At 71.4% G+C, this 23,158-nt stretch carries 23 protein-coding genes; 16 read left to right on the top strand and 7 right to left on the bottom strand.

The genetic code is table 11. The features are described 5' to 3' along the window. Window positions 1-94 precede the first annotated feature (94 nt). Window positions 95-766, bottom strand: coding sequence for a TetR family transcriptional regulator (locus OHB13_RS01115; RefSeq protein ID WP_266860251.1), 672 nt, complete (start codon window positions 764-766; stop codon window positions 95-97). A 121-nt stretch (window positions 767-887) separates the two neighbouring features. On the opposite strand from OHB13_RS01115, the gene OHB13_RS01110 reads away from it, so the two are divergent. The 4 genes from OHB13_RS01110 to OHB13_RS01095 all read left to right on the top strand — a co-directional run bounded on the left by OHB13_RS01110 (window position 888) and on the right by OHB13_RS01095 (window position 5,615). Beyond that, window positions 888-1,652, top strand: coding sequence for an SDR family NAD(P)-dependent oxidoreductase (locus OHB13_RS01110; protein ID WP_266860253.1), 765 nt, complete (start codon window positions 888-890; stop codon window positions 1,650-1,652). 219 nt (window positions 1,653-1,871) lie between these two features. After that, window positions 1,872-2,705, top strand: coding sequence for a VOC family protein (locus OHB13_RS01105; RefSeq protein WP_401605640.1), 834 nt, complete (start codon window positions 1,872-1,874; stop codon window positions 2,703-2,705). Between the two features lie 583 nt (window positions 2,706-3,288). Next, window positions 3,289-4,476: a S53 family peptidase gene (locus tag OHB13_RS01100; protein WP_266861300.1), complete on the top strand. Its 1,188-nt coding sequence runs from the start codon at window positions 3,289-3,291 to the stop codon at window positions 4,474-4,476. Window positions 4,477-4,781: 305 nt separating this feature from the next. Beyond that, the gene (locus OHB13_RS01095; protein ID WP_328374864.1) at window positions 4,782-5,615 is read left to right on the top strand and encodes a PIG-L family deacetylase; all 834 of its coding nucleotides are present in this window, start codon (window positions 4,782-4,784) and stop codon (window positions 5,613-5,615) included. Between the two features lie 132 nt (window positions 5,616-5,747). Here OHB13_RS01095 and OHB13_RS01090 read toward each other — a convergent pair whose 3' ends face one another. Further along, the gene (locus OHB13_RS01090; RefSeq protein WP_266860259.1) at window positions 5,748-6,344 is read right to left on the bottom strand and encodes a TetR/AcrR family transcriptional regulator; all 597 of its coding nucleotides are present in this window, start codon (window positions 6,342-6,344) and stop codon (window positions 5,748-5,750) included. Between the two features lie 113 nt (window positions 6,345-6,457). On the opposite strand from OHB13_RS01090, the gene OHB13_RS01085 reads away from it, so the two are divergent. After that, window positions 6,458-7,648, top strand: coding sequence for a cytochrome P450 (locus tag OHB13_RS01085; protein WP_328323354.1), 1,191 nt, complete (start codon window positions 6,458-6,460; stop codon window positions 7,646-7,648). 4 nt (window positions 7,649-7,652) lie between these two features. Next, entirely contained in the window at window positions 7,653-7,868 is a 216-nt protein-coding gene (locus OHB13_RS01080) for a ferredoxin (protein WP_266860263.1), read from the top strand. A 125-nt stretch (window positions 7,869-7,993) separates the two neighbouring features. Here the strand turns inward: OHB13_RS01080 and OHB13_RS01075 are convergent, their stop codons facing one another. From OHB13_RS01075 to OHB13_RS01065, 3 genes are read right to left on the bottom strand one after another with little or no spacing between them, the layout of a single operon-like run. After that, window positions 7,994-8,929, bottom strand: coding sequence for an alpha/beta hydrolase (locus tag OHB13_RS01075; protein WP_328374862.1), 936 nt, complete (start codon window positions 8,927-8,929; stop codon window positions 7,994-7,996). Next, on the bottom strand, window positions 8,926-9,702 hold the full coding sequence (locus OHB13_RS01070) for an SDR family NAD(P)-dependent oxidoreductase (RefSeq protein ID WP_266860267.1): 777 nt from the start codon (window positions 9,700-9,702) through the stop codon (window positions 8,926-8,928). Before OHB13_RS01070 ends, OHB13_RS01075 begins: the two co-directional genes overlap by 4 nt. Beyond that, complete coding sequence (locus tag OHB13_RS01065) at window positions 9,699-10,826, bottom strand: LLM class flavin-dependent oxidoreductase (RefSeq protein ID WP_266860269.1); 1,128 nt, start codon at window positions 10,824-10,826, stop codon at window positions 9,699-9,701. The genes OHB13_RS01070 and OHB13_RS01065 overlap by 4 nt, the downstream gene beginning before the upstream one ends. Window positions 10,827-11,072: 246 nt before the next feature. Between OHB13_RS01065 and OHB13_RS01060 the strand changes: the two genes are divergently transcribed. Continuing rightward, window positions 11,073-11,603 carry a PadR family transcriptional regulator gene (locus tag OHB13_RS01060; RefSeq protein ID WP_266861302.1) on the top strand — a complete coding sequence of 177 codons (531 nt, stop codon included), beginning with the start codon at window positions 11,073-11,075 and terminating at the stop codon, window positions 11,601-11,603. Here the strand turns inward: OHB13_RS01060 and OHB13_RS01055 are convergent. After that, a complete protein-coding gene (locus OHB13_RS01055; protein ID WP_328374860.1) occupies window positions 11,531-12,085 on the bottom strand; it encodes a flavin reductase family protein in 555 nt (184 codons plus the stop codon). The two genes, OHB13_RS01060 and OHB13_RS01055, sit on opposite strands and share 73 nt — an antisense overlap. Window positions 12,086-12,193: 108 nt before the next feature. On the opposite strand from OHB13_RS01055, the gene OHB13_RS01050 reads away from it, so the two are divergent. The 3 genes from OHB13_RS01050 (at window position 12,194) to OHB13_RS01040 (ending at window position 16,149) form a co-directional block, all read left to right on the top strand. Beyond that, the gene (locus OHB13_RS01050; RefSeq protein WP_328374858.1) at window positions 12,194-13,810 is read left to right on the top strand and encodes a FadD3 family acyl-CoA ligase; all 1,617 of its coding nucleotides are present in this window, start codon (window positions 12,194-12,196) and stop codon (window positions 13,808-13,810) included. Continuing rightward, window positions 13,807-14,886 (top strand): acyl-CoA dehydrogenase family protein, encoded by a 1,080-nt coding sequence (locus tag OHB13_RS01045; protein ID WP_328374857.1) that lies wholly within the window; start codon window positions 13,807-13,809, stop codon window positions 14,884-14,886. The genes OHB13_RS01050 and OHB13_RS01045 overlap by 4 nt, the downstream gene beginning before the upstream one ends. A 96-nt stretch (window positions 14,887-14,982) precedes the next feature. Next, window positions 14,983-16,149, top strand: coding sequence for an acyl-CoA dehydrogenase family protein (locus OHB13_RS01040; RefSeq protein ID WP_328374856.1), 1,167 nt, complete (start codon window positions 14,983-14,985; stop codon window positions 16,147-16,149). Window positions 16,150-16,191: 42 nt separating this feature from the next. Here OHB13_RS01040 and OHB13_RS01035 read toward each other — a convergent pair whose 3' ends face one another. Continuing rightward, complete coding sequence (locus OHB13_RS01035; protein ID WP_328374855.1) at window positions 16,192-17,151, bottom strand: tyrosine-protein phosphatase; 960 nt, start codon at window positions 17,149-17,151, stop codon at window positions 16,192-16,194. A 747-nt stretch (window positions 17,152-17,898) separates the two neighbouring features. On the opposite strand from OHB13_RS01035, the gene OHB13_RS01030 reads away from it, so the two are divergent. Genes OHB13_RS01030 through OHB13_RS01005 form a run of 6 tightly spaced genes read left to right on the top strand, consistent with a single transcriptional unit; the run spans window position 17,899 to window position 23,073 of the window. Then, complete coding sequence (locus OHB13_RS01030; protein WP_266860276.1) at window positions 17,899-18,681, top strand: 2-keto-4-pentenoate hydratase; 783 nt, start codon at window positions 17,899-17,901, stop codon at window positions 18,679-18,681. 7 nt (window positions 18,682-18,688) lie between these two features. Beyond that, on the top strand, window positions 18,689-19,600 hold the full coding sequence (locus OHB13_RS01025) for an acetaldehyde dehydrogenase (acetylating) (RefSeq protein ID WP_266861303.1): 912 nt from the start codon (window positions 18,689-18,691) through the stop codon (window positions 19,598-19,600). A 10-nt stretch (window positions 19,601-19,610) separates the two neighbouring features. Beyond that, on the top strand, window positions 19,611-20,633 hold the full coding sequence (gene dmpG / locus OHB13_RS01020) for a 4-hydroxy-2-oxovalerate aldolase (protein ID WP_328374850.1): 1,023 nt from the start codon (window positions 19,611-19,613) through the stop codon (window positions 20,631-20,633). A gap of 56 nt (window positions 20,634-20,689) precedes the next feature. Continuing rightward, window positions 20,690-21,826 carry a Rieske 2Fe-2S domain-containing protein gene (locus tag OHB13_RS01015; protein ID WP_266860280.1) on the top strand — a complete coding sequence of 379 codons (1,137 nt, stop codon included), beginning with the start codon at window positions 20,690-20,692 and terminating at the stop codon, window positions 21,824-21,826. 58 nt (window positions 21,827-21,884) lie between these two features. Continuing rightward, window positions 21,885-22,028: a hypothetical protein gene (locus tag OHB13_RS01010; RefSeq protein ID WP_328374847.1), complete on the top strand. Its 144-nt coding sequence runs from the start codon at window positions 21,885-21,887 to the stop codon at window positions 22,026-22,028. Beyond that, window positions 22,021-23,073 (top strand): ferredoxin--NADP reductase, encoded by a 1,053-nt coding sequence (locus OHB13_RS01005; protein WP_328374845.1) that lies wholly within the window; start codon window positions 22,021-22,023, stop codon window positions 23,071-23,073. Before OHB13_RS01010 ends, OHB13_RS01005 begins: the two co-directional genes overlap by 8 nt. Window positions 23,074-23,158: the final 85 nt, after the last annotated feature.

Raw genomic sequence — 23,158 nt, 5'->3', positions numbered from 1 at the left:
GGACCCGCCGGAGTTGGGCATGTATACGTACGACTTGCCCGGGACGGCGGCCGGCCGGGCTCCGGCGAGGGACGCTCCGGGCGCTCGCCCCCGGTCAGTCCGCGGTGGCCGCTCCGCCCGGTCCGTCCCACAGTCGCAGGCCCGCGGTCAGCCCGTGGACACAGCGGGCCGCGAGTTCGGCGGGGCCGCCGGGGCCGTGGTCCGCCGCGTCCGTCGTGGCCCAGACCTCGACGGCGACACGCATCGCGGTGTTGGCGGCGGCGGAGGCCAGCCTGATCTCCAGCGGGTCCGCTTCACCGCCCGCCAACGCGGCGAGTACCGGGGTGAGTTCCTCCTCGGCGTCGTGGGTCACCCGCAGCCAGACGGAGAGCAGGGCCGGATGGGAGTCCATCGCGCGGATCAGCCCCCGCGTCCAGTGCAGCGCCTGGGTCTCGGCCTCGTCGGTCGGGGTGAGCGACCGCAGTGCGGCCCGTTCGAGCGCACGGGGTACGGGCAGATCGTCCGGGCTGTCGCGCAGATCGGCGATCCACTGCTTCACCCCGCTGGACAGCAGTGGAGCGACCGAGTCCTCCTTCGTCCGGAAGTACCGGTAGAAGGTGCGCAGCGCGATCCCCGACGCGTGGGCGATGTCCTCGGCCGTGGTGCTGTCGGCGCCCCGTTCGGCGAAGAGGGCGGCGGCGGTGCGGGCGATCTCCAGCTGGGTCGCCGCCTTGCGGCGCTCGGTCAGTGAAGGCCGGGTGGTGGCTGTCCGGGACGTGTCAGGCATGTCCAAAGGGTATGTCCCGATGCCCCCGGTCCACCCCGTCTGCCTATGTGGCACATCGTGCCATTGAGGCGTACCGTGCAAGGGAAGGGCTCGAAGGCGAGTCCGGAACGGAGACAGGACAATGAACCGCTTTGACGGACGCCGCGTACTGATCACCGGTGGTGGCTCGGGCATCGGGCAGGCCACCGTGGCCCGCATCCTCGCCGAGGGCGGCACCGTCGTCGCCGCCGACATCGTCGAGGCGGGCCTCGACACCACCCGTGAGCAGGCGCGCGCGGCAGGAACCGAGAGCCGGCTCACCACGGTCGTGGCCGACATCTCGGACGAGTCGTCGGTGCACACCGCCATCGGGGGCGCCATCAGCGACCTGGGCGGCCTGGACGCGCTGGTCAACGCGGCGGGCATCCTGCGGTCCTCGCACACCGCCGACACGACCCTGGAATTCTGGAACAGGATGCTCGCGGTGAACCTCACCGGTACCTTCCTGGTCACCCGCGAGGCGCTGCCCGCGCTGCTGGAGAACGGCAAGGGCGTGGTGGTCAACTTCAGCTCGACCTCCGCGACCTTCGCGCACCCGTACATGGCGGCCTACGCGGCGACGAAGGGCGGCATCCAGTCGTTCACCCATGCCATCGCCATCGAGTACGCCAAGCAGGGGCTGCGCGCCGTGTGTGTCGCGCCGGGCTCGATCGCCTCGGGCATGACCAGTGACCCGGGCCTGCCGGCGGACGCCGACTTCAGCCTGCTCGCGAAGCTCTCCCCGGCCATAGGCCAGGGCTTCGCCGGGCCGGAGACGGTGGCGGGCGTGATCGCCATGCTCGCGTCCGACGACGGTGCGTTCGTCACCGGCACCGAGCTCCGTATCGACGGCGGTACGCACGCCTGACCCGCTCCTCCCCGCGACTGCGCCGGCCACCGCCCGCCGACCGCCCCTCCGGAACCTCTCCGCCGGGCGTTCGACGAGCGGTGGCTGTCCGGTGTGGGCAGACTGGAGTGACCGGACGGGGCGCCGTCGCGGCGCCCTGCCCTTCCGCGCCGCCGCCGCTACGACACGCGGCCCGCGTGGTGCGGTGGAAGCGGATGGTTCCCGGCGTACGAGGAGGAGATCCCGGTGGATGCCGCAGGCGTGGAATGGAGCGACGCGGTGTCCGGGGCCCCCTGTTGGGTCAACCTGACCGCACGGGATCTGGTGGCGTCCCAGGACTTCTACGGCTCGGTGATGTCCTGGGATTTCCGGCCCGCGAAACTCGGCGAGGAATTCAGCGTCGCCCTCCTGGACGGGTCGCCGGTCGCCGGGATCGGCGCGCTCGCGCCCGCACTCCAGGTCGCCGTCGCCTGGACGCCGTTCTTCGCCGTGGCCGACGCGGATGTGGCCACCGCCCGGATCAGGGAGCGCAGCGGCACGGTGGCCATCGGGCCGGTGTCCCTGGTCTCGGGGCGCGGCGCACTGGCCGCGGACCGGGACGGGGCGGTGTTCGGGATCTGGGAGGGCCAGCTCCTGTCGGGCTGGGAGGCGTGGCGCGACAGCACACCCGCCTGGCTCCGGCTGCGGACCCGCAACGCCTTCGACGCGGCGATCTTCTACGGGGGAGTGCTGGACTGGGCCAGCGGACTTCCGGGCAGCTGCGAGGTCGAGTACGAGCAGGACGAGGTCGTCCTGCGCAGTGACGGCCATGTGGTCGCCCGCCTCAGTTCCGGGGCGCTGGAGGCGGCGAGCGACCCGGCGATCCGGCCGCACTGGCAGGTGCACTTCCCGGTGCCCGATGTACCGGCCTGTGTGGAGGCGGCGCTCGCCGGGGGCGGGACTCTGGTCGCCCGCCAGGCGACACCGTCCGGCGCGGAGGCGACACTGCGTGACCCGGACGGCGGTCTGTTCACCGTGACCCCGCTGCATCCCGGGGACGTGGGCGCCCGGCTGTCACCGGGGCCGACCGAGTAACCGGACAGGGGCCGGCGGGTACGCCCCCGGGCCGGTGCGCACTTCCCCCCTGGCGCCGGACCCGCCCTGATCGCTGGCTGCTCTGTGGCTGCCTGCTGCTCCGGCTGCCTGCTGCTCCGGCCGTCGGGTGCTGTGACCTCTGACCGCCGGCCGCCCCTGCCTCTGACTGTCAGCCGTCCTGCCTTCCGGCCGGGCGGCTGATCCGTGTGCGGTCCCGTCGGTTGACGGAACGTCAGGCGAATCCGGCCGGTGCGGGTCTTGCCGGGGGTATTCCGGGGGCTTTCCCAACACCCCAGTGCTCAGGTGTTGTTGGGCGTCACCCCCATACCGGCTCTGCTCACTCCTCCCAGCAGGCAAGCCTTTGGCCATGGGATGCCCATTGGTAGCCCTCAAGAGTAAAACGCGGGTACAGACGCTCCTGTCCGTCTTGTTGACGTGTTCCTGGCGAACGTAGGTTGTGGCCGCCCTGCCGCGTAACCCGTCGGCCCGGGCTGCAAGCGCACTCACACAGCTCCTCGTTCCCCCACAAGACGGAGGCAGAACGTTGTTGCGCAGACCCTTCTCCATCACAGCGGTGGCCGGTATGGCCGCCGCCGCGCTCGCGCTGGCTGCACCCATCGGCCAGGCGGCGCCCGCCCATTCGGGCTCATCGGCCCAGGGCGTCAAGGTGGCCCGCTCGTGTGCGGAGCCGACGAAGAAGAACGAGATGGCGTGCAACGCACTCCATGTCACGTCGGGCACACCCGCGTCGGCCAACACCGAACGCAGCATCACGGCCGCCGCCGCGCCCTCCGGCCTCGGCCCGTCCTCGCTCCAGGCGGCGTACAAACTCCCTTCCGCGACCGCGGGTTCGGGTGCGACCGTGGCGATCGTCGACGCGTATGACGACCCGAAGGCCGAGGCCGACCTCGGGACGTACCGCGCGCAGTACGGGCTCCCGGCGTGCACCACGGCCAACGGCTGCTTCAAGAAGGTCGGCCAGGCCGGCACCTCCACCCTGCCGTCGGCGGACGGCGGCTGGGCCGAGGAGATATCCCTCGACCTCGACATGGTCAGCGCGGCCTGCCCCAACTGCCACATCCTCCTGGTGGAGGCCAAGACGCCGACCATGGCCAACCTGGGCACCGCGGTGAACTCGGCCGTCAAGCTCGGCGCCAAGTACGTCTCCAACAGCTACGGCGGCGGCGAGTCCTCCTCCGACAGCTCGTACGACACCTCTTACTTCAACCACCCCGGGGTGGCCATCACCGCCAGCTCGGGTGACGGCGGCTACGGCGCCGAGTACCCGGCCGCTTCCCGCTACGTCACCGCCGTCGGCGGTACGTCGCTCAAGACCGCCTCCACCAGCCGTGGCTGGGCGGAGTCCGTGTGGAGCGGAGCCGGTTCGGGCTGCTCCGGCTATGACGCCAAGCCGTCGTGGCAGAAGGACACCGGCTGCGCCAAGCGCACGGTCGCCGATGTGTCGGCGGTCGCCGACCCCAACACCGGCGTCGCCGTGTACGACTCGTACAGCCCGGGCACCGGCTGGATGGTCTTCGGTGGCACCAGCGCGTCGTCGCCGCTGATCGCAGCGGTCTACGCACTCGCGGGCACCCCGTCGTCCGGCTCCACGCCGGCGTCGTTCCCGTACGCGCACACCGGTTCGCTCAACGACGTCACCAGCGGCTCGAACGGCAGCTGCGGCTCGTCCTACCTGTGCACCGGCAAGGCGGGCTATGACGGCCCGAGCGGTCTGGGCACCCCCAACGGAACCGCGGCCTTCACCGGCTGACATCCGTTGCGTCCACTCCTCGCGGGGCGGTTCCCTCGGGACCGCCCCGCGAGGCTGTCCGCACGCGGCATCCGACCTGCGCCCCTCGTTCGCGTTGAAACGCCGGCGCCCCGGAATACCGATCGGCCGCGCCGGGAACAACAGGACCGGCCGGCACGGTTGCACCGACCGGGGGACCGGAGCCGCACGGGCGGGGAACACGGAGGCCACAAGGGCGTCCACCCCACCAGGATCCGGTTCCCAGGATCGCGGTACGCCCGCCGCGCACTCGGACCAAGACGTATTTCTGCAGGAGACTGTTCTTCATGACTGACCGGCCCTTGACGCTCATGGCAGTACACGCCCACCCCGACGACGAGGCCACCGGAACCGGAGGGGTCCTCGCGCGGTACGCGGCGGAGGGCATCCGCACGGTTCTCGTGACATGTACCGACGGCGGTTGCGGTGACGGAGCGGGGGGTGTCAAGCCGGGCGAACCCGGGCACGACCCGGCGGCCGTCGCCTCGATGCGCCGTCGGGAACTTGAGGCGAGCTGTGACGTCCTGAAGGTCAGCGATCTGGAGATGCTGGACTATGCCGACTCCGGGATGACGGGCTGGCCGAGCAACGACGCCCCCGGATCCTTCTGGCGGACCCCCGTGGAGGAAGGCGCCGCCCGGCTTGCGGAACTCATGCGGCACTACCGGCCCGATGTGGTCGTCACCTACGACGAGAACGGCTTCTACGGCCACCCCGACCACATCCAGGCCCACCGCATCACGATGGCGGCGCTGGAGATGACCGAGCTGACGCCGAAGGTGTACTGGACGACGATGCCCCGCTCGATGATGCAGCGGTTCGGGGAGACCGTGCGCGAGTTCCAGGAGGACATGCCGGAGCCGGATCCTGCCGAGGCCGCCGCGATGGCCGAGATCGGCCTCCCCGACGACGAGATCACCACGTGGGTGGACACCACCGCGTTCAGCGGTCAGAAGTTCGATGCGCTGGCCGCGCACGCCAGTCAGGGCGAGAACATCTTCTTCCTCAAGATGGGCAAGGAGAGGTTCGGCGAGTTCATGGGCATGGAGACGTACCTACGTGTCAAGGACGCCACCGGCGCGGCCGTACCCGAGAACGATCTCTTCGCCGGACTGCGCTGACCCGGAAGGCGGCGGCCACCCAGGTCACCGGCCCGGCGGTCCGCAGTTCGACGGCCCGCCGGGTCCGGCGGGCGGCCGAGGTCGTAGGAAATGTCACTGTTCGCGGGGCTGAGCGGCTGATTTCGCCGGCCGTCAGTCCTCGGCGGGTGCCAGGTCCTCCAGCAGACTCTCCAGCGCGCCGAGCACCAGGCGGGAGATCTCTTCCGGGGCGGCGCCGGCCAGGGGTTCCTTGGCCACGACGACCCGCATCAGGCCGATCCCCAGCAGCCACGCCATGGCCAGATCCGCGCGCAGGAGGCTGTCCTCCGCGCCGGACAGGGTGGAGAGCACCGCGGAGTACTCGTCCCCCAGCGCCTTGACCATGTCGCCGACTTCCCCGCCGGTCCCGATCGACCGCAGATAGACGGCCAGCGGCAGGTCCGCCGCCTCTTTCCCGCCACCGGTGAGCATCCCGCGCAGAGCTGTGGCGAACAGCCGCTCCGGCGCCGTCGTGCGCACCTGCTCCTGGCCCCCGGACGCCATCACCTCGGTGAGCAGCGCCTGCTTCGAGCCGAAGTACCTGAACAGCAGGGCCTGGTTGACCCCCGCCAGCGCGGCGATGTCGCGCACCGTCGCGGCCTCGTACCCCCGCTCGGCGAACAGTTTCGCCGCCGCGTCGAGGAGCAGCCGCCGGGTCCCCTGGGCGTCACGGCGCCGCTCGCCGGACCCGCTGCTGGGGCGTTCCTCCATGATCCGGCTCCTCCTCGGTGAGGCGTCAGCATAACGGCCGTATACCGCCGTTGACGGTGCCCTGATGCAAGACCTACCGTTTGTAAGCAAGTGCTTACAAGGAGGAGAGCAGTGTGACCACAGCCAGCACGGAACCTCTCGCCTATCCCTTCAACACGGCCGAGGGCCTCGCCCTGGCCGAGGAGTACGAACAGGTACGGAATCGGCCGGGACTGCTTCAGGTCCGGATGGCCTACGGCGAACCGGCCTGGCTCGTCACCCGCTACGAGGAGGCCCGCCTGGTCCTCGGCGACCTGCGCTTCAGCCGGGCCGAGGGGTACAAGCACGACGAACCCCGCCAGGGCGAGGGACGCAGGGACAGCGGCATCCTGGGCATGGACCCGCCGGACCACACTCGGCTGCGCTCGCTGGTGGCCAAGGCGTTCACCGTGCGCCAGGTCGAGAAGCTCCGCCCCCAGGTACGGGAGCTGACCGCAGGGCTGCTGGACAGGATGGAGGCCGCCGGACCGCCGGTCGACCTGGTGGAGGAGTACGCGCTGCCGATCCCGGTCGCCGTGATCTGCCGGATGCTGGGCGTACCGGAGGAGGACCGGCCGAAGTTCCGGATCTGGAGCGACGCCGCGCTCTCCACGAGTTCGCTCACGGCCGAGGAGTTCGATGCCAACCGGGAGGAACTCCGCGCCTATATGGCCGGGTTGATCGCCCAGCACCGCGCCGAGCCGCGTGACGACCTGATGACGGCCCTGATCGAGGCGAGGGACGGCGGCGACCGGCTGTCCGAGCTCGAACTGGTCGACCTCTGCGTCGGCATCCTGGTCGCCGGACACGAGACCACCGCCAGCCAGATTCCCAACTTCGTCCACACCCTGCTCGACCACCCCGGGGAGTGGCAGCGGCTCGGCTCCGACCCGGGCCTCATCGACAGCGCGGTCGAGGAACTGCTCCGCTTCGTACCGCTGGGCAGCGGCGCGGGCCAGCCCCGGTACGCGAAGGAGGACATCGAGGTGGGCGGCACGCTGGTCCGCGCCGGCTCTCCGGTCCTGGTCGCGGTGGGCGCGGCGAACCGGGACGCGCTGCGTTTCTCGGCCCCGGGCAAGCTGGACCTCTCCCGCGCCACCAACCAGCACCTCGGTTTCGGCCATGGAGTCCACCACTGCCTGGGCGCCCCGCTCGCCCGGCTCGAACTCCAGGAGGCGCTCGGCGCGCTCACCGCCCGCTTCCCGGACCTCCGGCTCGCGGGCGACATCGTCTGGAAGGGCGAGATGCTGGTCCGCGGCCCCCGTGTCATGCCGGTCGGGTGGTGAGCCGATGACCTGGCATGTGGAGGTGGACCGGAGCCAGTGCATGGCATCGGGGATGTGCGCGGGCGCCGCCCCCGACCTCTTCGCCCTCGACCACGACCGTGCCCGCGCGCTCAACAGCGACATCGCCGAGGACGAACGGGCCCTGGACGCGGCGGACATCTGTCCGGCGATGGCCATCACGGTCCACGACGGGGAGAAACCCATCGGCCCACGGCCTTAGGGCCGCTGAATGGTGCAGGGGCGGGCGGCGCAGTCCGTTCCTCCCGCGGCCCCGGCCGCACCTGGACGCCGCCGCGCGCCCTCCCTCCGTGCTCCGGAGGGAGGCCGCGCGGCGGTTCCGTCCCGTCAGACCTCCAGCAGCCACCGGGCCGCCGCGCCGAGCGCCGCGTCCGCCTCCGGCAGGACACCGGCCCCGCCGAGGAAGCCGTGGAACATCCCACGCTCCACCCGCACTTCGGCCGGGACGCCCGCCTCACGCAGCCGCTCCGCGTAGACCCGGCCCTCGTCACGCAGCGGGTCGCACTCGGGCAGGATCAGCAGCGCGGGGGGCAGCCCGCCCAGGTCCGCGGCGCGCACCGGCGAGGCGTAGGGGTCGGCGCCGTCGCCTTCCGGCCCGAGGTACTGCTCCCAGTACCAGCGCATATGGGCGGTGGTGTGGAAGTACCCGGTGGCGTAATCGGCGGCGGAAGGGGTCTCCAGGCGGTCGTCGAGCACCGGGTAGACCAGGAGCTGGGCGGCGATGGCCGGCCCGTCCGCGTTCCGGGCCATCAGCGCGACGGCCGCTGCCAGATTGCCGCCGCTGGAGTCTCCGGCGACGACCACCCGGGACGGGGCGCAGCGGAGTTCACGGGCGCGCCCGGCTGCCCACTCCGTGACGGCGTACGCGTCGAGCAGCGCACAGGGGAACCGGTGCTCCGGTGCGCGCCGGTAGTCCACCGACACCACCAACGCGCCCGTGCGCGAGGCGAGTTCACGGCAGAGGCCGTCGTGCGTGTCCAGTCCGCACATCACCCAGCCGCCGCCGTGGCAGAAGACGATGAGCGGCCGGTCGCCGTCCGCGCCGTCCGGGTCGGGTTCGTAGACCCGTACGGGCACCGGCGGGGCGCCCGGCGGTCCCGGTGCGGACGCGTCGCTCACCCGCGCGACCTCCGGGAGTCCGCGCGCCGGTCCTGCCGACGAGGCTCTGCGCAGGGCTGCGACGTCCAGCGGGCCGTCCGCCGGGTCGGGGAAACCGTGGGACAGCACGTCGGCGAAGCGGCGTGCGGCGGGGGTGAGGTTCATCCGGTGGTCAGCCCCCCGTCCACGGTGAACTCCGCGCCGGTGATGTAGGAGGCGGCGTCGGAGGCCAGGAAGCGGACGAGCTCGGCGACCTCGTCCGGCCGGCCCATGCGCCGCAGTGGCACCCGCGGGTGCTCCCGCTGCCCCGCGTCCTCGCCCAGCGCCCCCGCGACCATCGGGGTGTCGACCATCCCCGGGTGCACCGAGTTGACCCGGATGCCGTCGGCCGCGAGGTCGAGGGCGACGTGCTTGCTGAGTCCGCGCAGCCCGAACTTGCTCGATCCGTAGGCCGCGTGCTGGGCGATGCCGACCAGACCCGCGGTCGACGAGATGTTGACGATGGACCCGCCGCCCGCGTTCCGCAGGGCGGGGAGTACGGCCTTGATGCCCAGGAAGGGGCCCAGCAGATTGACGCGGAACAGCAGCTCGAAATTCTCCTGCGTCTCGGTGTCGACCGGCGCCGTCCGCCACAGGGCGGCGTTGTTGACGAGGATGTCCAGCCGCCCGAAGCTCCGTACGGCCGTCGCGACCGCCGTCTCCCAGCTCGCCGCTTCCGTCACGTCGTGCGGGACGAACACCGCTGCGTCGCCCAGCCCTGCGGCGACCTCGCGGCCCTCCTCCTCCCGGACGTCGGTGATCACGACCCGTGCGCCGGATTCCGCGAACAGCCGTGCCTCGACGGCTCCCTGGCCCCGGCCGGCTCCGGTGATCAGCGCCACCTTGCCGTCCAGTCGTACGCCGCCCGCTGCCGCGTCCGCGGCCGTGGGGGCGGTCACTTCTCGCCGTCCAGCGCCCGGAAGTGCGGGATGACCGTCTCGCCCCACTGGCGGATGGTCTCCATGCACGCCTCCTGCGGCACCGTGCCCATCTGGATGAGGCACATCACCTCGTCCACCCCGATCTGGCGGAGCTTCTCGACATAGGCGATGGCTGTGTCGGCGGTGCCGTAGGCGTGGTCCGCGTTGAAGGTGCCGGTGTCGACCGGGCGGGCCGGGATGTTGGCGTCGTGCAGCCTGGCGACCAGCTCGTCGCGGTCGCGCGCCATCAGGGCCACGTGGTCCTCGTCCTCGTCGTCGCCGGTGGGCGCGGGCGAGTTCCCGTACCAGTGCGCGATGGACTCGGCGAAGAAGCGCTGGCCCCGGGTGCCGATGCGCAGCGCGCGCTCCGCGTCGTCGAGGACGATCGTCGGGCAGAGCGCCGAGAAGTGGTCGTTGATCTCGGTCGACACACAGCGCTCGCCGCTCCTGGCGGCGATGGCCTCGTCGTACACCGCGCGCATCGCGCGGACGTCGTCGGCCCCGGCGAAGCCCATCACCAGGGCGCCGATGCCCAGTTCGGCCGCGAGCTTGAGAGTGTCGTGCTTGCTGCACGCCATGAAGAGGGGCGGATGCGGGTCCTGGACCGGGCGGGGCAGGATGGCGCCGGGACCGATGTCGATCGACCCGTGCCACTCGAACTGCTCTTTGCGCCACGCGCTGGAGAAGATCCGCAGGGCCTCCTCCATCTGCGGATAGGTGTCCTCGGGGCGCACCCCGTACATGGACATCTCCTGCTTCGTCGCGCCGCGCCCGGAGCCGATGTCGACGCGCCCGCCGGAGAGCACGTCGAGCATGGCCGCGCGCTCGGCGACCCGGACCGGGTGCTGGTAGCCGAAGGGCATCGTGACGACGCCGTGGCCGATACGGATGCGGGAGGTCCGCGCGGCGACCCAGGTCAGGAAGATCTCGGACGCGCTCATGTGCGCGTACTGCGAGAGCGAGTGGTGCTCGACGGCCCAGATCCGATCGAAGCCCATCTCCTCCGCGTACACGGCCTGGTCGACGCAGTCGTTGATGACCTGGCGTTCGCGCTCTGGGGTCGGGTTCGAGAGCTGTGCCTCGAAGATCATGGAGAACTTCACGGGGTGCCTCCGGAGTATTTCGATTAGGAATACTTCTATCAGGCATAGATGTCTGACGGAAGGGGCGGGGGTGGGGTGGGGGCGCGACGGGTGCGGAGCGGGTCGCGGCGGTCCGGCCGGACGTGGCCGGACCGTAGACTGCCGGGCGTGACGGAGAAGCGGACGAGCAGTGAACAGGGCAGCGAACAGGGTGGTCAGCAGGGCACTGAGCCCGGCAGGCCGGCGCTCCCGGCGACCAGCTGGGCCGTGCTCGGGCTGCTCTCGTTCGGTGAGGAGCTGTCCGGGTACGACCTCAAGAAGTGGTCGGACTGGTCGCTGAGGTTCTTCTACTGGAGCCCGTCGTTCTCGCAGATCTACGGGGAGCTCAAGCGGCTGGAGAAGGTCGGTTATGTGACCTCCCGGATGGTCGCCCAGGAGACCGGCAGCCGGGACAAGCGCGTCTATGCGATCACCGGTGACGGGATGGACGCCGTGCGGACCTGGGCGCGCGAGGCGCCCGTCGAGCCGCCCGTGCTCAAGCACGGCGTCATGCTGCGGATCTGGCTCGGTCATCTGCTGGAGACCCAGCAGATGCGCGACGTCCTCGGCACCCACCGCGAGTACGCGGAGAAGATGCGGCAGCGCGCCGAGGTCGACATCGCCGGAGCGCGGTCGGAGGAGGCGTGGCTGTATCCCACGCTCACCCTCAAGTGGGCCGAGCGGTACTACGCCTCGGAGCGCGACCTGGCCGACTCGATGCTCGCCGACCTGGAGGAGCTGGAGCGCAGGCGCCCGTAGCCCCGCCTGAAGTACAGCAGTGGCTCGGCGTCAGCGTGCCGCTCCAGCGCGGTGACCCGGCCGAGCGCGATCAGATGGTCGCCGCCGGGGAAGGTGCCTTCGAGGTCGCACTCGACGGTGGCCAGGGCCCCGTCGAGCAGCGGTGCGCCGTTGGCGCCCGGCCGCCAGCCGGCGTCCTGGAACTTCTCCCGGCCGGTCACCGCGAACTGCCTGCACAGCGACTGCTGTTCGGCGGCCAGGATGTTCACGGCGAACCGGCCCGCCTCGCGGATGTGCGGCCAGGTCGTCGAGGTGAGGGCCGGGCAGAAGCAGATCAGTGGCGGCTCCAGTGAGACCGACGAGAAGGACTGGACCGCCATTCCGGTGGGGCGGCCGTCGGCCTGGATCGCGGTGATGACCGCGACGCCGGTGCAGAACCGGCTGAGAACCTCCCGCATGGAGTCGTCGAATCCCGGGGTGGGGTGAGGGGTGAGGGTCGGCATGTTGCCTCCAATGTTCCTACTAGGTATATGCCTAACCGAAACACTTGTGATTGGATACCGGCCACGCTCGCACGTCAAGTAGGGAGGGTCATCATCAGCGCACACCAGGTGCCACCACCCACCACCCTCGCGCAGCTGGCGGACTTCGCGGCCCGCGCGTACGGGAGTTCCGACGCCCTCGCTGACGGAGAGGTCCGCTGGAGTTTCGGACAGCTGGGCGATGCGGTCCACGCCGCGGCACGCGCCGTCATCGCCCACGGCCTGGAGCCGGGCGACCGGGTGGCGGTATGGGCCTCCAACAGCCGCGAATGGATCACGGCCGCCCTCGGCGCGCTCTCCGCCGGGGCCGTGCTCGTTCCCCTCAACACCCGCTACAAAGCAGCCGAGGCCGCCGACATCATCCGCCGCAGCGGCGCCCGCACCCTGCTCACCGAACGCGGGTTCCTCGGCATCGACTACGTGGCCATGCTGCGCGACTCCGGAGAGAACCTCGGCGCTCTCGAATCCGTCGTCGTACTCCGGGGCGGGGCGACCGGATCCGCGGTGAGCTGGGAGGACTGCCTCGCGCGCGGACAGGGCGTCTCCGAGGACCGGCGCGCGGCCCGCGCCGCGGCCGTCGGACCCGACGACCTCGCCGACATCCTCTACACCTCGGGCACCACCGGCAGCCCCAAGGGCGTCATGAGCACCCACCGGCAGGTACTCGCCGGAATCGAAGCCTGGTCCCGGGCCGTCACCCTGCGCCCCGGCGACCGCTATCTGCTGGTCAACCCCTTCTTCCACACCTTCGGCTACAAGGCCGGCTTCGTCGCCTGCCTGCTGCGCGGCGTCGCCATGGTCCCTGAGGCGGTCTACGACGTGGACCGGGTGCTGCGCCTGATCGCCGGCGAGCGGATCAGCGTGCTCCTCGCCCCGCCGACCGTCTTCCACGGGCTGGTCCGCCATCCGCACCTCGGCGATCACGACCTCGCCGCGCTGCGCCTGGCGGGCACCGGGGCCTCCGTCGTACCGGTCGCCCTCGTCGACGAGATCCGCGAACGGCTGGGCGCGCCGGGCGTGTTCACGGCCTACGGGCTCACCGAGTGCATGGGCGTCGTCGCCGTCTGCCCGGTCGACGCCGACGCGTGGAGCGTCTCGCACTCCGTCGGCCTGCCGCTGCCCGGAACCGAGATCCGTATCGTCGGCCCCGGCGGCCCGGACGGCGGCGCGCTGCCCCCGGGCAGTGCGGGGGAGATCGCCGTACGCGGCCCCCAGGTCATGCTCGGATATCTCGACGACCCGGAGGCCACCGCCCAGATCCTGGACGGCGACGGCTGGCTGTACACCGGCGACATCGGCGTACTCGACGAACGCGGCTACCTCTCGATCACCGACCGGCTCAAGGACATGTACGTCGTCGGCGGCTTCAACGCCTACCCCGCCGAGGTCGAGAACGTCCTGCGCGGCCATGAACTCATCAGTGAGGCCGCGGTGGTCGGCGCCCCCGACGAACGGCTCGGCGAGGTCGGCGTCGCCTATCTCGTCACCGAGGGCGGACAGCGCCCCGACCCTGCCGAACTGACCGCATGGACACGGGAGCGGCTGGCCAACTTCAAGGTCCCGCGCCGCTTCCACGTCCTGCCGGAGCTGCCGCGGAACGCCAGCGGCAAGATCCTCAAGGCCGAACTGCGGCGCGCCGCCAAGGAGGCCGGGGCGAAGGACCGGCCGGAAGGAGAGAGCCGATGAGATTCGGCGAAGAGCACCAGGAACTGCGCACGGCCGTACGGTCGTTGCTGGCCAAGTACGAGGGGGCCGCCGCCTGGGGGCCGCTGACCCGGCAGATCGGAGTGGCCGGGCTCGCGGTTCCGGAGGAGTACGGCGGAGCGGGGTGCGGTCCTGTCGAGGTCCATGTGGTGATGGAGGAGCTGGGCCGGACGCTCGCCCCCGTCCCGTACCTGGGCTCCGCGGTCCTCGCCACCCAGGCGCTGCTTGCCGCGGGCGACACCGGACTGCTGCCCGCGCTGGCGGAGGGCAGGACCACCGGGGCGCTCGCCTGGGCGGAGAACGGGTCATGGCGCCCGGAAGCGGTGCGGGCCCGTGCGGTGCGCGGTGCCGACGGCTGGCGGATCACCGGGGTCAAGGACCACGTCCTGGACGGGGCCGGTGACGGCGCCGATGTACTGCTGGTCGCCGCCCGTACCGAAGCCGGGCTCGCGCTGTTCCACGTCCCGTCCGGGGCCGACGGCGTCAGCCGCGAGGCGCACACCACCATGGACCTCACCCGGCCGCAGGCGACAGTGCGGTTCGACGGGGCCGAGGCCCGCGCCGTCGCCGTGGACGGCGACCGGGTCCTCGCACACGTACGGGACCTGGCCTGTACGGCTCTCGCCGCGGAACAGGTCGGCGCGGCGGAACGCTGCCTCGAACTCACCATCGCCCATGTGCAGGACCGTGTGCAGTTCGGCCGGCCCATCGGCTCGTTCCAGGCGGTGAAGCACCGGCTCGCCGACGCGTTCGTACGCGTCGAGTCCGCGCGGTCCGCCGCCCTCGGCGCCTCCTGGGCGGCGGCGAGCGGCTCACCCGACCTGTCCAGGTACGCGGCCGTCGCCAAGTCAGCCTGCTCCGAGGCGTTCTCGGCGGTGGCCGGGGACATGATCCAGCTCCACGGCGGGATCGGCATCACCTGGGAGCACGACGCCCACCGCTACTTCAAGCGGGCCCACGGCTCGTCCCAGCTCTTCGGCTCACCGGCCGGGCACCGCGACCGCATCGCCGAAGCGGTGGTCGGACCGCGCGCGGCCGGTGCGACGAGCCTTGCCTGACACCGGCGCGGCGGCCGGCCCGCCCGCGAACGGGTGCGGCACCGGCCGGCGGCGGGCCCTCTTCTCCCCAGCGATCGTTTGGCAGGTGCAGGTTTCATGAGCAGTACCGAGAAGTTCCGCTCGGAGTTCCGTACGTGGCTGCGGTCCGGGCTCACCGGAGAGTTCGCCGCGCTCAAGGGCCGCGGCGGACCCGGCCGCGAGCACGAGGCCTTCGCCGAACGGCTCGCCTGGGAACGGCACATGGCCGCCGCGGGCTGGACCTGCGTCGGCTGGCCGCAGGAGTACGGCGGACGCGGCGCGACCCTGGAGGAACAGGTCGCCTTCCACGAGGAGTACGCACTCGCCGACGCCCCGGCCCGGGTGGGGCACATCGGCGAACAGCTCCTCGGCCCCACCCTCATCGCCTTCGGTACCGACGCCCAGCGGGCCCGCTTCCTCCCCGGGATCAGGTCCGTCGACGAGCTGTGGTGCCAGGGCTACAGCGAACCCGACGCGGGTTCCGACCTGGCCAACGTACGTACCCGCGCCGAGCGGGACGCGGACGGCTGGTCGGTCACCGGGCAGAAGATCTGGACCTCGCTGGCCCATGAGTCCCAGTGGTGCTTCCTGGTCGCCCGCACCGGTCGGGGCACGCGCCGGCACGAGGGGCTCTCCTACCTGCTGGTGCCCATGGACCAGCCGGGGGTGGAGGTCCGGCCCATCGCCCAGCTGACGGGCACCAGCGAATTCAACGAGGTCTTCTTCGACGGGGCCCGCACCGGCGCGGAGAATGTCGTCGGCGTACCGGGCGACGGCTGGAAGGTGGCCATGGCCACCCTCGGCTTCGAGCGCGGCGTCTCCACCCTCGGCCAGCAGGTCGGATTCCGGCGTGAGCTGGAAGCGCTGATCGCTCTCGCGCGCCGCAACGGCGCCGCCGACGACCCTCTCGTCCGCGACCGGCTCGCCCGGGCCTGGACCGGTCTGGAGATCATCCGGTTCAACGCGCTGCGGATGCTCGACGGCGCGGCAGCCGGAGCTCCCGGGCCCGAGGCCTCCATCAGCAAGATCTACTGGGCGACCTGGCACCGGGAGCTCGGCGAGCTGGCGATGGACGTCTGCGGCGCCGGCGGGATGCTGGCGGACGGGGCGCCGTACGACCTGGACGACTGGCAGCGGCTGTTCCTCTTCTCCCGTGCCGACACGATCTATGCCGGTTCGAACGAGATCCAGCGCAACATCATCGCGGAGCGGGTCCTCGGCCTGCCGAAGGAAGCGAGGGCCTGACGGCGGCGGGGTGCCGGGCGCCGGGACCCGGCGGGGCGGTCGCTACTTCAGCAGCCTCGTACGGAGCTTGTGCAGCGTCCCGGCATCCAGGCCCAGACCCTTCGAGAGATAGGCGTCGAAACTGCCGTACCGGTGGTCCGCCTCGGTGAGCGCTGCACCGAGATAGTCCTTGCGGACCTCCTGCAGCGGAACGATCAGCTGGGGGTCCTTCATGACCCCCGATTTCTTCAGACCTTCGCGGGTCTTCTCGTCGGCGGTTTTGCGGATGTCGTTGGAGAGCAGATAGTCCGCCTCGGCCGTGCGGGCCGGCACGCCCACCGCGCGCAGCAGGACGTAACTCATCCAGCCCGTACGGTCCTTGCCGGACGTGCAGTGGAAGAGCAGCGGCAGCCTCTTGCCGTCGGCGATGGTGTCCAGCACCTTGGCGAACTGGTGGCGCGCCCCCGCTTCGGTGACGAACGTGCGGTAGATCCGCTGCATCGTCTGCGCCCCCTTGCCGTCGCCCAGCGCCTTCTGCTGCTGGGCCGGGTCGCGGCTGCCGATGGCCGCCGTCGTCCGCTCGTAGAGTCCGGTGTCGTCGATCGGCAGCGGGATGGCGGATGCCCCTTTCGGGAGCCGGTCGGCGCCGTCGGTCCTGACTTCGACGGGAAGCCGGAAGTCGACGACCGACTTCAGCCCGAGCTTCGATGTCACGGCGAGGTCCGCCGGGGTGAGCTTGCCGAGTGCGTCACCGCGGAACACGACCCCGTAGCGCAGCTGTTTGCCGTCGCTGGTCCGGTATCCGCCCAGGTCACGGACATTGACCGCGCCCTTGAGAGCGATGTGCCTGGCGTCGGGCGGCACCGGCCGCGAGCCTTCGGCGGCTTTGCCGGTGTCCTGGTGCGCGGTGTGCGACGGATGGGATGTGTGGGAACACCCGGTGAGCACGATCGCCGTGCTGAGCACGGCGCTGGCGACGCGGGCCATGGCCCGGCTTCGGGCCGGGTTTCGGGTACGGCGCATCGGAACAACTCCCAGAGGGTGTGGGCGGGGTGACGTGAGGAGTCCGGCCGGGGACCGGAGCGGTGCGGCCGCGGAGGGCAGTGCGGCCGGGCGCCCCGCTGTGGGCAGCGGCCCCCGGACGGCGCGGGGCCGTCCATGGCTCCGGCGGTCCGGGGGCCGCACCCGGTGAGCGGTGAAGTCCCGCTCGGGCGGCGGTGGCCGGCGTCCGCCCGGAGGCGGTGAACAGGCCTCTCCGCTGATCCGTCCGGTGCGGTGGACGGATGCTGGACGGGAAGGTAGCAGCGGATCCGCTCCGCGGGGGAGGTGCTGCCGGTGCGGTTGTCGCGCGGTACGCCTCCCGCCCCGCCCCGGCCGGGACGGCCGAAGCTCCCGAAGAGCCGTCACATGTGCCCCGGCCTGCATGAACACCAGCAGCCCCGCTGACACCCGCCGCCCCGCGACACCGACCGGATCGCACGGGTTTCCCACTCAGCGGGAGCCGCAGCTCGGCCGCGTCGGGGCCCGCGGCTTAGCCTCCGAGCAGTACCACCACTCGTGTGGCACTGCCCGTGGTGCACCACCTGTGCGGCACCACCCGTACCCGTGTGGGGCCGCTGTGTTGCACAACATGTGCCGCATCACCTGTGGCACCACCCGTGTGGCACCACCCGCGTGAGGGCCACGTGTTGCACCACTCTCCGAGCCGCACTACACCCCCCAGCCAGCCCCACCACCCTTCAGTCCCACCACTCTTGCGGAGGACCGCCCATGCTCACGGCCAGTGAACGGCAGACCGCCGCGGACGCGCTCGGCGCGGCCGAGCGTGACCGGCGGCCCATCGCCCCGCTGACCGAGCTGTTCCCGGGAATCGGCACCGAGGACGCCTACGAGATCCAGCTGCTCGGTATCGGCCGCAGGGTCGCCGGCGGGGCCGCCGTGCACGGTCACAAGGTCGGTCTCTCCTCGCCCGTCATGCAGCGCATGATGGGCGTCGACGAGCCCGACTACGGCCACCTCCTGGACGACATGAGGCTGTCCGAGGACCGGCCGGTCCCCGTCGGCCGCTACTGCGCGCCGCGTATCGAGGTCGAGGTCGGCTTCGTCCTGGGCGACGACCTGCCCGGCGAGGGCTGCACCACGGCGGACGTACTCGCCGCCACCGAACGCGTCGTCCCCGCGATCGAGCTGATCGACAGCCGGATCGCCGACTGGCGCATCTCCATCGCCGACACCGTCGCCGACAACGCCTCGTCCGCCGGATACGTCACCGGCGACGGCCGCGACCCGCGCGAACTGGACCTCAAGGCCATCGACGCCGTACTGCGCTGCGGCCCCGAGCAGATCGCCGCGGGCCGCAGCGACGCCGTACTCGGCGACCCCGCCGCCTCCGTCGCCTGGCTGGCCCGCACCGTGGCCCGCTTCGGCGTCCCGCTGAAGAAGGGCCATCTGGTGCTGCCGGGGTCCTGCACCAGGGCCGTCGACGTCGAGGCAGGCCAGACCTACACCGCCGATTTCACCGGGCTCGGCCCGGTCTCGCTCTCCTTCATCTGAGGTGATGATGACCAACAGGACCAAGGCGACCGCCGCCATCGTCGGCTCCGGCAACATCGGGACCGACCTGATGTACAAGCTCCAGCGGTCCCCGTACATCGAGCCCCGCTGGATGATCGGTGTCGATCCGGCCAGCGAGGGGCTCGCCCGTGCCCGCGCCGCCGGGATCGAGGCCAGCCCCGACGGAGTCGGAGCGCTGCTCGACGGGGACGAGCGGCCCGACCTCGTCTTCGAGGCGACCTCCGCCGCCGTGCACCGGGCCAACGCCCCGCGCTACGCCGAACTCGGCATCCGCGCCATCGACCTCACCCCGGCCGCGGTCGGCCCGGCCGTCGTACCGCCCGCGAACCTGCGCGCCCATCTCGACCAGCCGAACGTCAACATGATCACGTGCGGCGGCCAGGCCACCATCCCCATGGTGTACGCCGTCTCGCGGATCGTCCCCGTCCGGTACGCCGAGATCGTGGCGTCCGTGTCCTCCGTATCGGCAGGACCGGGAACCCGCGCCAACATCGACGAGTTCACCCGGACCACCGCCCGCGGAATCGAGGACATCGGCGGCGCGGACCACGGCAAGGCCATCATCATCCTGAACCCGGCCGACCCGCCCGTGATGATGCGCGACACCGTCTTCTGCGCCATCCCCGAGGACGCCGACCGCGACGCCATCGCTCTCTCCATCAAGCAGGTCGCCGAGGACGTCGCCTCGTACGTGCCGGGCTACCGGCTGCGCTCCGAGCCGCAGTTCGACGACCCCACCCCGGAGAGCGGCGGCATGGCACGCGTCGCGGTCTTCCTGGAGGTGGAGGGCGCGGGCGACTATCTCCCGCCGTACGCCGGAAACCTCGACATCATGACCGCCGCCGCCACCAAGGTCGGCGAGGAGTTCGCCAAGGCGCTCCTCGCCCCCGGCCTCTGAGGAGTACCAGATGCCCTACTCGGACACGCTCGACATCCGCGTCACCGACTCCTCCCTGCGTGACGGATCGCATGCCATGCGCCACCAGTTCACCGTGGAGCACGTACGGTCGATCGTCACCGCACTCGACGGCGCCGGGGTCCCGGTCATCGAGGTCACGCACGGCGACGGACTCGGCGGATCGTCCTTCAACTACGGCTTCTCCAACACCCCCGAACAGGACCTCATCAAGACCGCGGTGGAGACGGCGAAGCAGGCCCGCATCGCCTTCCTGATGCTTCCCGGGCTCGGCGTCAAGGACGACATCCGCGCCGCCCACGGCAACGGCGCCGCCATCTGCCGCATCGCCACGCACTGCACCGAGGCGGACATCTCCATCCAGCACTTCGGGCTGGCCCGCGAGATGGGCCTGGAGACCGTCGGGTTCCTGATGATGGCGCACTCCACCACCCCCGAGGCGCTGGCCAGGCAGGGCCGCATCATGGCCGACGCGGGCTGCCAGTGCGTGTACGTGGTCGACTCGGCCGGCGCCATGGTCATGGACGACGTGACCGCCCGGGTCGCCGCCCTCGTCGCCGAACTGGGCGACGACGCACAGGTCGGCTTCCACGGCCACGAGAACCTCGCACTCGGCACCGGCAATTCGATCGCCGCGATACAGGCCGGAGCGCTCCAGATCGACGGCTCGACACGGCGGCTCGGCGCCGGAGCGGGCAACACCGCCGTGGAGGCGCTCGTCGCCGTCTGCGCCAAGATGGGCATCCGCACCGGCATCGACGTGCTCAAGATCATCGACGCGGCCGAGGACGCCGTACGCCCCGTGATGGACGACGAGTGCCGGCTCGACCGGCTCGCCCTGCTGATGGGGCACGCGGGGGTCTACTCCAGCTTCCTCAAGCACGCCTACCGCCAGGCCGAACGGTACGGAGTGTCCGGCGCCGAGATCCTGCTGCGCGCGGGCGAGCGGAGGCTGGTCGGCGGCCAGGAGGACCAGCTCATCGACATCGCGCTCGAACTCTCGGCCGGCCGCTGACCGCAGCTCCCCGCGGAGCCCGCCCCGACGCGTCACCACCACCAAGGAGGCACAAGATGACCGCAGCAAGCGAAGAAGTCCGCGTGATCGAGGCGGCAGCGCCGCCCACCCGCTTCGCGCGGGGCTGGCACTGCCTCGGCCTCGCCGACTCCTTCAAGGACGGGGAGCCGCACGAGATAGAGGCGTTCGGCACCCGGCTCGTGGTCTTCCAGGGCCAGGACGACGGCGAGCTGCACGTCCTCAACGCGTACTGCCCGCACATGGGCGGCAACCTCGCCCAGGGCACGGTCAAGGGCGACGCCGTCGCCTGCCCCTTCCACGACTGGCGCTGGTCGGGCAACGGCCGCTGCGCGGGGATCCCCTACGCGCGGCGGGTGCCGCCGCGGGCCCGCACCCGGGCCTGGACCGCCGTCGAGGAGAACAAGCAGCTCTTCGTCTGGAACGACCCCGAGGGGAACCCGCCGCCGCCCGGCGTCACCGTCCCGCGCATCGAAGGGGCCTTCAGCGACGAGTGGAGCGACTGGAGCTGGAACGCCCTGCGGGTGGAGAACTCCAACTGCCGGGAGATCGTGGACAACGTCGTCGACATGGCGCACTTCTTCTACGTGCACTACTGCTTCCCGACGTACTTCAAGAACGTCTTCGAAGGCCACACCGCCACCCAGTACATGGAGAGTTCGCCCCGCGGCGACGTCGACCTCGGCACCCTCAGCACCGAGGGCGTGCTCCGCTCCGACGCCTCGTACCACGGCCCCTCCTACATGATCGACTACATGTGGAGCGACGTCGGCGCGGACGTGGACATGGAGAGCGTGCTGATCAACTGCCACTACCCGATCGACTCGGACAGCTTCATGCTGATGTACGGGGCGATCGTCAAGAAGATGCCCGGCATGACGGACGAGCAGGCGGCGGAGGCCGCGCGGCTCACGTCGGACGGGCTGGCCGTCGGCTTCGAGCAGGACGTCCACATCTGGAAGAACAAGACCCGTATCGACAACCCCCTCCTCTCGGAGGAGGACGGTCCGGTCTACCAACTGCGCCGCTGGTACGAGCAGTTCTATGTGAACGCCGGCGACGTCAAGGACGAGATGACACAGCGCTTCGAGTTCGAGATCGACACCGCCCGTGCCACCGAGGCATGGCAGCGCGAGGTCGACGAGAACGTGGCCCGACACCGGAGCGAGGGCTGACATGACACCGGTCGAGTGCGCGGCTTGCGGCAACCAGGTCCTGTGCGAGAAGTTCAGCATGGCCCACACCTCAGTGCAGTGGACGGCCGACGCGGCGGAGGTCTGCGACGAGTACCGGGACCCGATGCGCACCTGCGCCGCCCTGCGCGACAGCATCGACCGGGCCGTCGGCGACGGGCGGCTGGCGGTGGCCGATGCCTGAGCTGCCCCAGGTGCCGGTGGCCCGGACGCACCGGGTCCGGGTCACCGCTGTGGTGGCCGAGACGGCGGACGCGCGCTCCTTCGTACTGGACCCGGCCGACGGTGCACTCGCCTACCGGCCGGGCCAGTTCCTGACGCTGAGACTGCCGGGTCCCGACGGGGGAGTGGCCGCACGGTGCTACTCCCTCGCCAGCTCCCCGCACTCCGGCGAACCGATGAAGATCACGGTGAAGCGGGTGGCGGGCGGCCACGGCTCCAACTGGCTCTGCGACCACATCGGCGAGGGCGACGAACTGGAGGTGCTGGCCCCGGCCGGCACCTTCGGCTCGGGCCCGCTGGACGGCGATCTGCTGCTGGCGGCCGCGGGCAGCGGCATCACCCCGGTGATCTCGCTCGCCAAGGCGGCCCTGGACAGGGGTCAGGGCCGCGTCGTGCTCCTGTACGCCAACCGCGACGCGACCTCGGTGATCTTCCGGGACGAACTCCGGGAACTCGCCGAAGACTATCCGCGGCGGCTCGTCGTCCTGCACTGGCTGGAGACGCTGGACGGCCTGCCTGCCGCGGACCGGCTCACCGGACTCCTGGAGCCCTACGCCGGCCACCACGCGTACCTCTGCGGTCCCGCGCCCTTCATGGACGCGGTGGACGCAGCCCTGCGCGCGGCGGGGGCCGCCCCCGCCGCCATCCACCGGGAACGGTTCTTCTCCCTCAGCGGGGACGTCTTCGGCACGGCCCCGGCCGGGCCCGTGGAGCCCGCCGGGCCGGAGGGCGAAGGCTCCGAGGCGGTGGTCGAGCTGGACGGTGAGACCCACCGGGTGGCCTGGGGCGCCACCACCCCCCTGCTCGACGCCCTGCTCGCGGCGGGAATCGACGCCCCGTTCTCCTGCCGGGAGGGCGCCTGCGCCGCCTGCGCCTGCCGGGTCCTCGAAGGAGAGGTCTCGGTGGCCCACGACGACGTCCTGGACGACGAGGACCGCGCGGAGGGCTACATCCTGGCCTGCCAGGCGCTGCCGGTCAGCGAGCGGATCAGCATCAGCTACTCCTGACCTGCTCCCGCTGTCCCGCCACGCGGGACCGGCCGGTCCTCCGGCCAGCCCCGCGCCCCCCGCCCCTGGGCCCCCGATCGGCCGG

Source organism: Streptomyces sp. NBC_00440, assembly GCF_036014215.1.
In the GTDB taxonomy this organism is placed as follows: Bacteria; Actinomycetota; Actinomycetes; order Streptomycetales; family Streptomycetaceae; genus Streptomyces.
Note: the sequence above shows the minus strand (reverse complement) of the source record. Positions and strands in the feature narration are given on the sequence as shown.

What these genes read in the sequence shown, in the direction of transcription:
- OHB13_RS01090 (WP_266860259.1), bottom strand. Translation starts at nt 6,344, where the DNA reads ATGGAGGAACGCCCCAGCAGCGGGTCCGGCGAGCGGCGCCGTGACGCC.
- OHB13_RS01095 (WP_328374864.1), top strand. Translation starts at nt 4,782, where the DNA reads ATGACTGACCGGCCCTTGACGCTCATGGCAGTACACGCCCACCCCGAC.
- OHB13_RS01015 (WP_266860280.1), top strand. Translation starts at nt 20,690, where the DNA reads ATGACCGCAGCAAGCGAAGAAGTCCGCGTGATCGAGGCGGCAGCGCCG.
- OHB13_RS01110 (WP_266860253.1), top strand. Translation starts at nt 888, where the DNA reads ATGAACCGCTTTGACGGACGCCGCGTACTGATCACCGGTGGTGGCTCG.
- OHB13_RS01035 (WP_328374855.1), bottom strand. Translation starts at nt 17,151, where the DNA reads ATGCGCCGTACCCGAAACCCGGCCCGAAGCCGGGCCATGGCCCGCGTC.
- OHB13_RS01080 (WP_266860263.1), top strand. Translation starts at nt 7,653, where the DNA reads ATGACCTGGCATGTGGAGGTGGACCGGAGCCAGTGCATGGCATCGGGG.
- OHB13_RS01040 (WP_328374856.1), top strand. Translation starts at nt 14,983, where the DNA reads ATGAGCAGTACCGAGAAGTTCCGCTCGGAGTTCCGTACGTGGCTGCGG.
- OHB13_RS01100 (WP_266861300.1), top strand. Translation starts at nt 3,289, where the DNA reads ATGGCCGCCGCCGCGCTCGCGCTGGCTGCACCCATCGGCCAGGCGGCG.
- OHB13_RS01075 (WP_328374862.1), bottom strand. Translation starts at nt 8,929, where the DNA reads ATGAACCTCACCCCCGCCGCACGCCGCTTCGCCGACGTGCTGTCCCAC.
- OHB13_RS01055 (WP_328374860.1), bottom strand. Translation starts at nt 12,085, where the DNA reads ATGCCGACCCTCACCCCTCACCCCACCCCGGGATTCGACGACTCCATG.
- OHB13_RS01045 (WP_328374857.1), top strand. Translation starts at nt 13,807, where the DNA reads ATGAGATTCGGCGAAGAGCACCAGGAACTGCGCACGGCCGTACGGTCG.
- OHB13_RS01010 (WP_328374847.1), top strand. Translation starts at nt 21,885, where the DNA reads ATGGCCCACACCTCAGTGCAGTGGACGGCCGACGCGGCGGAGGTCTGC.
- OHB13_RS01005 (WP_328374845.1), top strand. Translation starts at nt 22,021, where the DNA reads ATGCCTGAGCTGCCCCAGGTGCCGGTGGCCCGGACGCACCGGGTCCGG.
- OHB13_RS01025 (WP_266861303.1), top strand. Translation starts at nt 18,689, where the DNA reads ATGACCAACAGGACCAAGGCGACCGCCGCCATCGTCGGCTCCGGCAAC.
- OHB13_RS01115 (WP_266860251.1), bottom strand. Translation starts at nt 766, where the DNA reads ATGCCTGACACGTCCCGGACAGCCACCACCCGGCCTTCACTGACCGAG.
- dmpG (WP_328374850.1), top strand. Translation starts at nt 19,611, where the DNA reads ATGCCCTACTCGGACACGCTCGACATCCGCGTCACCGACTCCTCCCTG.
- OHB13_RS01030 (WP_266860276.1), top strand. Translation starts at nt 17,899, where the DNA reads ATGCTCACGGCCAGTGAACGGCAGACCGCCGCGGACGCGCTCGGCGCG.